7 protein-coding genes and 1 rRNA gene are annotated in these 10,891 nt (G+C 45.6%); 7 read left to right on the top strand and 1 reads right to left on the bottom strand.

Annotated features, from left to right (window positions below; all coding sequences use genetic code 11):
• Nucleotides 1–228, bottom strand: a 228-nt coding sequence (locus BUB85_RS19555) for a transposase family protein (protein WP_143160797.1), incomplete at its 3' end; no start/stop codon positions are given.
• A 235-nt stretch (nucleotides 229–463) separates the two neighbouring features.
• Here BUB85_RS19555 and BUB85_RS19550 point away from each other — a divergent pair.
• From BUB85_RS19550 to BUB85_RS19520, 7 genes are all read left to right on the top strand, one after another.
• Nucleotides 464–1,864, top strand: coding sequence for an alanine/glycine:cation symporter family protein (locus BUB85_RS19550; RefSeq protein ID WP_073113181.1), 1,401 nt, complete (start codon nucleotides 464–466; stop codon nucleotides 1,862–1,864).
• A 107-nt stretch (nucleotides 1,865–1,971) separates the two neighbouring features.
• Complete coding sequence (locus BUB85_RS19545) at nucleotides 1,972–2,340, top strand: GntR family transcriptional regulator (RefSeq protein ID WP_073113180.1); 369 nt, start codon at nucleotides 1,972–1,974, stop codon at nucleotides 2,338–2,340.
• A 79-nt stretch (nucleotides 2,341–2,419) separates the two neighbouring features.
• Nucleotides 2,420–4,864: an ATP-dependent Clp protease ATP-binding subunit gene (locus BUB85_RS19540; RefSeq protein WP_073113179.1), complete on the top strand. Its 2,445-nt coding sequence runs from the start codon at nucleotides 2,420–2,422 to the stop codon at nucleotides 4,862–4,864.
• 79 nt (nucleotides 4,865–4,943) lie between these two features.
• Nucleotides 4,944–5,360, top strand: coding sequence for an endosialidase (locus BUB85_RS19535; protein WP_073113178.1), 417 nt, complete (start codon nucleotides 4,944–4,946; stop codon nucleotides 5,358–5,360).
• Between the two features lie 145 nt (nucleotides 5,361–5,505).
• Nucleotides 5,506–6,858 (top strand): DNA repair protein RadA, encoded by a 1,353-nt coding sequence (gene radA, locus BUB85_RS19530; RefSeq protein ID WP_073113182.1) that lies wholly within the window; start codon nucleotides 5,506–5,508, stop codon nucleotides 6,856–6,858.
• A 120-nt stretch (nucleotides 6,859–6,978) separates the two neighbouring features.
• On the top strand, nucleotides 6,979–10,131 hold the full coding sequence (locus tag BUB85_RS19525) for a fibronectin type III domain-containing protein (RefSeq protein WP_084534149.1): 3,153 nt from the start codon (nucleotides 6,979–6,981) through the stop codon (nucleotides 10,129–10,131).
• A gap of 640 nt (nucleotides 10,132–10,771) precedes the next feature.
• Nucleotides 10,772–10,891, top strand: a 16S ribosomal RNA gene (locus tag BUB85_RS19520); the annotation flags it as partial.

The following is a 10,891-nucleotide window of genomic DNA, read 5'->3' as shown; positions in this document are numbered from 1 at the left end:
ATTGAAATTTTCTTCCATTTCTCTCATTGTATGCTGTCCGCAGATATTTTTGAGAATCGCCATATACCCAAGATCAGTCTGCGAATACGTGATGTAACTTGAATCTCTTGGATCGTTCATTTCCGAGATCCATTGTTGTAAATAATGAAAGAAATGATTTGCAACCATCATAAAATCAACTATTCCACGGTCCTGTTTCTTTCGTTCACGTTTTTCTTTCTTTGTCATTCGTAAAAACCTCCTGTGCGAAAAATTTGTTACTTATATTTTACCGCACAAGAGGTACTCCTGCTTAGATTCTGGTTATTTTATTGCGAAAAGTTTTTATTCCTCAACGCTGAGGTGGAACACATTGTTATGGAATTAACGCTTGTGGAATTTATGCAAATACAGTATAATGCATAAAGGTTTACGTGAAATATACACAGAATTTACATGGAATTTAAGATAAAGGAGCAGATTCGTGGAACAATTAGGAAAAGTCATAGAGACCATGAGCAGCTATGTGTGGGGACTTCCGATGCTGGTATTACTGGTTGGAACGCACATTTACCTGACCATTCGACTCAGAGGAATACAGAGGCATACCGTGAAGGCAGTCAAACTGTCGGTTACGGTGGATGAGAAGAGCAAAGGAGATATCACTCAGTTCGGTGCACTCGCGACGGCGCTGGCGGCGACCATCGGTACCGGCAACATCATCGGAGTGTCGACAGCAGTTGCGCTGGGGGGACCTGGAGCGGTGCTCTGGACGTGGCTCACCGGGATTTTTGGCATGGCGACCAAATATGCAGAGGCCCTCCTTTCCGTGAAGTACCGCCGGAAGAACACGGCGGGCAACTACGTGGGCGGACCGATGTATGTGATTGAGAAGGGACTCCATCAGAAGTGGCTTGCGGTAGTCTTTGCGGTGTTTACGGTGCTGGCAACCTTCGGTGCCGGCTGTACGGTCCAGTCCCATGCGATTTCCGGGATCATAGAATCCACGTTTCATATTCCAACATGGGTGAGTGGGTTGGTGATTACTGTTTTGATCGGTACCGTTGTAATGGGCGGTGTGAAAAAGATTTCCGCGGTCTGTGAAAAACTGGTTCCGTTTATGGCGGCATTCTATGTGGTGGCCTGTCTGGTTATTATTATCATTAATCATTCATATTTTATACCTGCGATCGTATTGATTGCAAAATCTGCATTTACGACCAGAGCAGCGGCTGGCGGTTTTGTCGGAAGTACGATGATCATTGCGTGCCGTTACGGTGTGGCCCGCGGCCTGTTCTCGAATGAATCCGGCCTTGGAACCGCCCCGATTGCGGCGGCTGCTGCACAGACAAAAAATCCGGTCCGGCAGGCACTGGTTTCCATGACCGGAACCTTCTGGGATACGGTCATCGTCTGCGCACTGACCGGAATCGTGATTGTCAGCTCGATGCTGCATGTTCCGGACCGCTTCGTGGGTGCAGGGAATGATCAGCTGGTGCAGAACGCATTTGGATTACTTCCGGGAATTGGACAGTATGTGCTTGCAGTGGCACTTGCCGTGTTTGCATTCACGACCATACTGGGGTGGTGCTTTTACGGTGAGAAAGCGATGGAGTATCTATTCGGGCTGAAGAGCGTCATGGTCTATCGCGTCATATTCCTGATCATCCTGTTCCTCGGCTCCGTGGTATCACTGGCCATTATATGGAATTTCTCAGACTTGATGAACGGTCTGATGGCATTTCCGAATCTGATTTCCCTTCTGCTGTTGAGCGGTGTGGTCGTGAAAGAGACAAGGCATTATCTCTGGGAGGACAATCTGCACAAACAGGTGGAAGAAGATGTTGACGATCTGGAGGAAGATCCGGATGGAATAAATGAATAAAAAGTCTGTTATAATTTTGAGATGTTGCATATTGCGTTGCAGCATCTCTTTTGTTATACTGTAGCTATAACAAAAATACATCATACATTTTGAGAAAAGGTGATTAGATGCTAATAGAGGTAGACTTTAACAGCGAAGAAGCTATTTATATTCAATTAAGAAACCAGATCATCATGGGAATTGCCACTTCCGAGATCCGGGAGGGGGATTCCCTTCCATCTGTCAGGCAGCTTGCAGACATGGTGGGAATCAACATGCACACGGTCAACAAGGCGTATGCGGTGTTGAAGCAGGAAGGTTTTATCCAGCTGGACCGGAGGAATGGAGCGGTTATCGCAATCAATCTGGATAAGCTGGAGGCTCTGGAAGATATGAAGCTGCAGCTGGCGATTCTTCTGGCGAAGGGAAGCTGCAAGGGAATCAACCGAGCGGAAGTACACGAGCTGGTTGACGAGATTTACGAAGAATATGAGTAACACCTCAGAGTGTCGGGGCGGTGTGAAAAACAAGTTCCGTCAGATGCTTTGATTATGAATAAAGATGCAGGAGGATATTATGCAGAATCAATATACGAAACAGGCAGCCCAGGCTATCAAATACGCAAGAACCACAGCGAAGGAATTAGACCATCCGTACATCGGTACGGAGCATCTGCTGCTGGGACTCCGGAAGGAATACACGGGGGTCGCCGGCCAGATCCTTGCAGTGAATGGTGTGGATGAGAGCAAGATTCTCAGACTGATCGATGAACTGATCTCGCCGGCCCCGGATGTGGTTTATGATGAACTCCCGGAGGAAAGCCCGCGTTTCCGGTATCTGCTGGAGGGCAGTGCGAGAGAGGCATCACATTTCCATGAGAAGATGATCGGTACGGAGCATCTTCTGCTGGCGATCATTCACGATGTGGAATGCGTGGCAGCGAGGATCCTGATTACACTGGATATCAATCTGCAGAAGATGTATGCGGACATTTTAAATTCAATCGGTGCAGATCCGAGGGAACATCCGATGGATATGCAGGAGAACGGTGGCCAGAAGCAGGAGGTGCTGGGACAGTACACCACAGATCTGACATCGCTGGCAGAAAAGGGAAAGCTGGATCCGGTTGTTGGAAGAAAAGAGGAGATCAATCGGCTGATGCAGGTGTTGAGCCGGCGGACAAAGAATAACCCGTGTCTCGTCGGAGAACCGGGAGTCGGTAAGACGGCAATCATCGAAGGGCTGGCGTCACGCATCGCCGACGGTGTCGTACCGGAGAGTATGAAGAACAAGCGGATTCTGACGTTGGATCTGCCGGGGATGATTGCGGGGTCAAAGTACCGCGGAGAATTTGAGGAACGGATGAAAGGGCTGATTGCTGAGGTTCAGGGGAATGACAACCTGATCCTGTTTCTGGATGAGGTTCACACGATCATCGGGGCAGGCGGAGCAGAGGGCGCAATCGATGCCTCAAGTATTCTGAAGCCGTCACTGGCACGCGGAGAGCTGCAGCTGATCGGCGCGACTACCATCGTGGAGTATCGCAAGTACATTGAAAAGGATGCGGCACTGGAGCGGAGGTTCCAACCGATTACGGTGGAGGAGCCGACCGCAGAGCATTGTCTTGGGATACTGGAAGGAATCCGTGGAAAATATGAAGAGCACCACAGGGTGGAGATTGAGGACAGCGCATTGCAGGCGGCAGTCACGCTTTCTAATCGCTATATCAACGATAGAAACCTTCCGGACAAGGCAATCGATGTTCTGGATGAGGCTTGTTCGCGCGTGAGTTTGAAGGGATATAAGGTTCCGGAAAATCTCCTTCAGCTGGAAGCCGCACTGGCAGAAGTGATGGGGCAGAAGGAAGAGAGCATCAAGGCGGGGGATTTTGAGGAGGCATCGCTTTTGAATGCAGAGCAAAAAGAACTGGCCAAAAAGCTGGCCGGAGTGCGCAGCAGATTCCAGAAAAAGAATGCAAAGAATATGGCGAAGGTGACGGGGGAGGATATTGCGTCCGTTGTGTCCGTGTGGACCAGAATCCCGCTGCAGAAACTGACGGAGTCGGAGAACAGCAGACTTCAGAAGCTGGAGGAGACGCTCCACAAGAGAGTGATTGGACAGGAGGAGGCCGTGAGCGCCGTGGCACGAGCGGTAAAAAGAGGGCGGGTAGGATTAAAGGATCCGAAGCGGCCAATCGGTTCCTTCCTGTTCCTCGGGCCTACCGGAGTCGGGAAGACTGAGCTGTCCAAGGCGCTTGCGGAGGCACTCTTTGGAAATGAAGAGTCCATGATCCGGGTCGACATGTCAGAGTACATGGAAAAGCACAGTGTGGCGAAGATGATCGGATCACCTCCGGGATATATCGGTCATGACGATGGAGGGCAGCTGAGTGATCAGGTGCGCACCCATCCTTATTCAGTGATCTTGTTTGACGAAATCGAGAAAGCCCATCCGGATGTGTTTAACATCCTGCTTCAGGTTCTGGATGATGGTCATATCACGGATTCCCAGGGCAGAAAAGTGGATTTTCGAAATACGGTGATCATTATGACCTCCAATGCCGGAGCCAAGGCCATCGTAGATCCGAAGAAGCTCGGATTCGCGGTGCAGGAGGATGTAAAGAGTGATTACAAGCGCATGAAGCAGAACGTGATGGATGAAGTGAAGCTGATCTTCCGACCGGAATTTTTAAACCGTATCGATGAGATCATCGTCTTCCATTCCCTGAATGCGGAGAACATGAAACAGATTGCCGGCTTAATGTGCAGAGAGTTTACGGCCAGGGTCAGAAAGCAGATGAACATCAGACTGACGATCCGGGATTCTGTAAAGAAGCATATTGTCGAGAAAGGCACAGACATCAAATTTGGAGCCAGACCACTGCGCCGGGCGGTTCAGACCGAGCTGGAAGACAAGATGGCAGAAGCAATCCTGAACGGAGAGATCAAGACCGGAACAGATGTGGAAGTTGGAATTTCTAAAAAAGAAATTAAATTTTACACAAAGACAACAAAGAAGTAGAAAACAAAAACGTTTTAAGTTATAATAGAATCTGTTGAAAGTAAAACAAAAAACTGAAGGTACTCAGGAGGAAAACATAATGGCTACAGTAAAAGAATTATTACGCACAGAAGACAATGGAACACTCAGCTTCGGAGACTACACACTGCCGTCGAAGACAAAGCTGGAGAACTTTGAATTTGAGGGTGACATGTACAAAGTGAAGACGTTTTCGGAGATTACAAAACTTGAGAAGAACGGGATGTTTGTATATGAGTCAGTGCCGGGAACAACTGTAGAGAATTTTAAGGCGACGGATAAAGAAATCGCATTTTCAGTCTCAGCGGCGACGGATGTACAATTTACATTGGAACTGGAACCGGATTGTGAGTATGAAGTGTATGTGAACGAAGCATCTGCAGGGAAGATGGCTACGAATCTGAGCGGAAAATTAAGTGTGAGCCTGGAATTGAGTGAAGGACAGAGTGGCGACATCAAAGTCATAAAATGTGCCTAGCTGAATATATTACATACAAATTTATAAGAAACTCTGGGAGATGACACCGTCTCTCAGAGTTTCTTGGTTATAAAACGTACTGAGGAGGGATCCGCTGAAAGCGGGAGGAACCTTGGTGCCTGCAAAACGTGCTGAGGAGGAAAAAATGGCAAAAGGAAAGAAGAGCGTCTTCTTCTGTCAGAACTGTGGACATGAGGAGAATAAATGGCTGGGCCAGTGCCCGGCGTGCAGAGAATGGAACTCATTCGTGGAAGAAAAGGTCAGCACCGGGAAGAATACCGCTGTGAAATCAATCCGTGAGGCGGAGGTAGTGGCTCTGACAGAGGTAAGCACAGATGACAACACGCGGGTGGAGACCGGAATACAGGAACTGGACAGGGTGCTGGGCGGTGGAATCGTTCCGGGATCACTGGTCTTGGTGGGCGGAGATCCGGGAATCGGGAAATCGACACTGCTTTTGCAGGTATGCCAGCGTCTTGCAGCACAGAAAAGTGTGCTGTATATTTCAGGGGAGGAATCTCTTGCGCAAATCAAGCTGCGGGCAAACCGTATGGGAGAGTTCTCGAAAAATCTTCTTCTGTTATGTGAGACCAATCTGGATACAATCCGCAATGTGATAGAGAACCGAAAACCGGATCTCGTGATCATTGACTCGATTCAGACTATGTATAATGAAGAAGTGGGATCGGCACCGGGCAGTGTCTCACAGGTCAGAGAATCGACCAATGTATTGATGCAGCTGGCAAAGGGACTGGGAATCTCAATATTTATCGTTGGCCATGTAACAAAAGAGGGAACGGTCGCGGGCCCCCGGGTTCTGGAACATATGGTGGATACGGTACTCTACTTTGAGGGGGATCGTCATGCGTCTTACCGGATACTGCGTGGAGTGAAGAACCGTTTCGGATCGACCAACGAGATCGGTGTATTTGAGATGCGCCAGTCAGGACTGGTGGAAGTAGAAAATCCCTCAGAATATATGCTGAGTGGGAAACCGGAAAATGCGTCCGGTTCGGTTGTGGCATGCTCTATGGAAGGAACCCGCCCGATACTAATCGAGATCCAGGCGCTTGTCTGCGAGAGCAACTTTGGTATGCCCAGAAGAACAGCTACGGGAACAGACTATAACCGAGTGAATCTGCTCATGGCGGTGCTGGAAAAGAGAATCGGACTACGCCTGTCCAATTACGATGCATATGTAAACATAGCCGGAGGGATCAGGATGAATGAGCCAGCGATAGATCTCGGAATCGTGATGGCGATAGCTTCCAGCTACAAAAACCGTCCGATTGATGAGGAGACAATCGTGTTCGGAGAGGTAGGGCTGAGCGGCGAAGTGCGCGCGGTGAACATGCCGGAACAGCGGGTGAATGAGGCAAAGAAGCTTGGCTTCAAACGCTGTGTAATTCCCAAAGTATCAATGGAGACGGTGAAGAACATCAAAGGGATAGAAGTACTGGGAGTGAAAAACATCAGTGAGGCGATGAATCTGATATAGAGCCAATTCTTTGGTTGATAAATTTTATTGTGAAATGTAAACTAATAGTGGTGAAAGTACACTCATGAAGAGAGTACATGGATATTTAAGTGATTTTAGTTGAGGGGAAATGTGATTTTGATGAAAAAAATGCGAAGAGGGATTGCGTTGCTTTTTGCCTTGATGTTGGCGTGCAATACATCTTTATTGGTTTTGGCGGAGGAGTCTTCGTCGGGGGAATTGCCGCTTGAAGAAAACGATTTGATAATAACGAGCATCAGTGCTGAAACTTTTCCAGACGATAATTTCCGGAAGTGGATTCTTACATATACGGATGCGAATGAGGATGGAAATCTGTCTCAGGAAGAATTGGACAATACGACGACAATGGATGTTAGCAACCTTGGAATAGCTGATCTTCAGGGGATATCATTTTTTGCTTCGCTGACGAGTTTAAACTGTTCGGGGAATCAACTTTCGACGCTGGACAATTTTATTTCCGACTTAAGTGAACTGAAAACAATAAACTGCAGCAATAATTATCTGACAAGAATTGATTTATCAAAAAACGAAAATATAGAAGAGGCTTCACTGAACCCGCAAGAGGTAGATGGAAAGAGGTACAGTGGATGGAATTCATCAGGAATTTATGATGAGTTCCATCCACTGGAAGAAACTGTTTTTGCAGGACAAATCCTAAAATTGGTAGAGCAGCCCTTTGATAATTGGGTGATATCACAACTACCACAAGAGGTGTTGGTCGGTGATTATTTCACGTTGTATATGAAGGAGCAGAGCACTTCGCCTTATATTACAGAACAGTTGACTGATTCAGAAGTGTATAACTGGACGCTGGTTCCAGAAACTTCCGATATAGTATCATTCAGTACTGATGAAGAAGGCAGTGGAAACAGCATTGTGGTTCATGCGTTAAAAACTGGAACGGTTACAATAAAAGCAGAAGTGGCTGGACATGAGACCCTTTGTGAACTTACGGTAAGCAAAGAAATCGAAAAGACGAACGAGCCAGAAGAAAAGGAAAACAGCAGAGTACTTAGCGATGCCGAAGAAGACATTACAAAAGCTGCAGTAACAGGTGTAAAAAACAAAACCTATACTGGTGCATCAATAATGCAATCGACACTTGCAGTCACACTCGAGGATGAACTGCTCACGGAAGGAGAAGATTATGAGGTTTCCTACAGTGCGAACAGAAATCCGGGAACTGCAAAGGTTGTGATTACAGGAAAGGGATACTACACGGGGACCATCTGTAAGACATTTAAGATAAGGGTTGCCACGGTATCTGGACTTGAGTCTGCAAGTGAGGCAGAAACTTTTATGAATCTTTCCTGGAAAAAACGAGATGAAGTGACGGGGTATGAAGTTAGATATACGTCTACGTCTGATTTTTCAGAAAGTGACATGAATAAAATAAAAAGTGATAAGAATACGTTGGCTGTGACAGGGCTGAAAGCTGGTAAAGCCTACTATTATCAGGTGCGGGCTTACGTGACAGTAGAAGGCAAGACGACATATGGCAGCTTTTCGGATACTTACAAAGCGGTGACGGCTACTAAAACTCCGGAAAAACCGACAGTAAAAGGCGGAATTTGTCAGACAACAGTCTCATGGAAGGCTGTCAGTGGCGCGAGTGGATATGAAGTATACCGCGCAGCCAGTGCGGACGGACAATATAAAAAAGTACAAGTCACAGGGAAGTCAATTCGGTCTTTTAGTGACACTAGTGTGGAGACGGGAAAAACATATTATTACGAGGTCAGAACTTATCATACTGGAACTGGTCATAAGGTATACAGTGGATTGAGCTCATATAATTACTGTGCAACCGCACCTGCGACCCCATCCATCAGTGCGATAACAGGTGGAAAGAAAAAAATTGCAGTTACATGGAATCCGGTCAGTGGAACAACGAAATATCAGCTTTTCATGTCAGACAGTAAAGATGGAACATACAAGAGTATCGGAGTATTTTCATCAGGTACCACGCAATATACGAAGACAGGATTGACGGAGGCAAAGACGTATTACTTTAAACTCAGAGCATACAGAACCGCAAACGGCGTCAATGTAACCAGCAGATATAGTCAGATTAAATATGGAACAACCCGTACAGCGACTCCGATGTTAACTTCGGCAACAGGTGAGACAGCAGCAGCCGTCCTTACATGGGAAAAAGTGATCGGGGCAGATGGCTACATAATATACGGATCGACCAGCGCCAATACAGGATTTAAAGCGATGAAGGATGTAGCAGGAAACAATGCAGAGACAAGAGTGACGGAACTGGAGAAGACAAAATATTATTTCAAGATACGCGCATATCGCAATGGTCAGGATGTTAGAGTTTATTCATCATACAGTGATGTGAAGTTCTGCGAGGTTGCAGAGGTCATACACCGATATACGGAAGAAGTGAATACATTTCAGGAATTGATCGATGCTTTAGCAGACTCGGATGTTAAAACAATCGAAATCAGGAACAATTTATCAGCAACCCAATCCATTCATATTAGAAGAAACGTAGTGATATATGGTAATGATAATTCGATTGTTGGGAATACAAGCATAAAGAACTTGTTGATTTGTGCAGATGGTAATATAGAATTGCATGATATAAAACTTTCGACATCAAGTGATAGTCTGTTGGTGTATGGCACAAACAGCGTTGTAAAAGCATACAATTGTGATTTCTCAAAAAGCTATGGTAATGATGGGGTCAGTGGAAATCAAAACGGTATATGCTATTTATACAATTGCAGTGCGCATGACAATTATGATGAGGGCGTGTCTACTCATGGTACTAGCTATTGCGAAGTGCAGGGCGGAGATTATTATAATAATGGATTTATAGTGGGAACTAGAACAAAAGGTGCAGCGTCATCATTTGGAGGAGTTCACCTGGGCGGTGGAAGAATGGGAAAGGTGATAGGTGTACACTCCTATAATAATTGCACTTATGGTATCGCGCTGATTAATTTTAAGGATTTATCTGTTGCAGACAAGGAAGTGTGCTGCAACAATATTGTGGAGAGCAATGGCAGCAGCGGGATTTGGTGTACAGCCTGCAGGGATTTAATTCTCGCGAATAACACGATTGTGAATAATAAGGGAGATGCGATTCACTTTGGACTGGATCCATCGTATATACCTGAACTGACTCTAATAAAATCGGATGGCATTGTTACAGGAAATACAATGTTTAAAAACGGAAATGATCAGGTTGTGATTGACGAAAATGCGAAAAGTGATGCACTGTTTGTCAATCAATAGAAAAATATGAGGGGGAACAGGATATGTGAAGATTACGGCTGAAAGAACTGATGGAAGTGAACTTGCCAATGCCTGTTTTATGTTCGCAGAGGAAGAATAAAAGGATGGTGCCCTAAAAATATTTGGGGTATATCGATTGAACTGAGTCTGTGAAAAATTTCTGTAAATTAAGATATCTAAGGTCTTCTATGATAAAATAAAATCATAGGAGGCCTTTTGGCATAAAACAAAGGCATAAGGTTATTCGAATGAAGGAGGGCGAAATTTGTAAAAATGTGTTGACAAAGGTGGTGGAGATATGATAATCTATTAAAGCTGTCGCAAGAGACGGACAACAAATGAAAAATAAAATGTGAAAAAGTTCTTGACAGATACATGACTTACATGATATTATGAATGAGTTGTCGCAAAGAACGGCGAGAGCAAAGAAATCCAGTAAACACAAGGGTTTCAGAAGTACCTTGATAATTAAACAATAGACAAACAACCTTGAAAATTTCTAAAAGAGAAAATTTTTAAAGAACAAGTCAAATTGAAAGATTTGACACCCACCATGAACTCTAAGCAAGTTTATGGTAAGAACAGTAATAACGGGACAAATATTAGCTAGTAGTTGATTTTTGGACTGAGATTAAACACTTTTAACGAGAGTTTGATCCTGGCTCAGGATGAACGCTGGCGGCGTGCTTAACACATGCAAGTCGAGCGAAACACTTAGATCTGATTTCTTCGGAATGAAGAACTTTGTGATTGAGCGGCG

It is taken from the genome of Hespellia stercorisuis DSM 15480 (assembly GCF_900142165.1).
Taxonomy (GTDB): domain Bacteria; phylum Bacillota; class Clostridia; order Lachnospirales; family Lachnospiraceae; genus Hespellia; species Hespellia stercorisuis.
The sequence above is the reverse complement of the archived record's forward strand: the minus strand, read 5'-3'. Positions and strand labels throughout refer to the sequence as shown.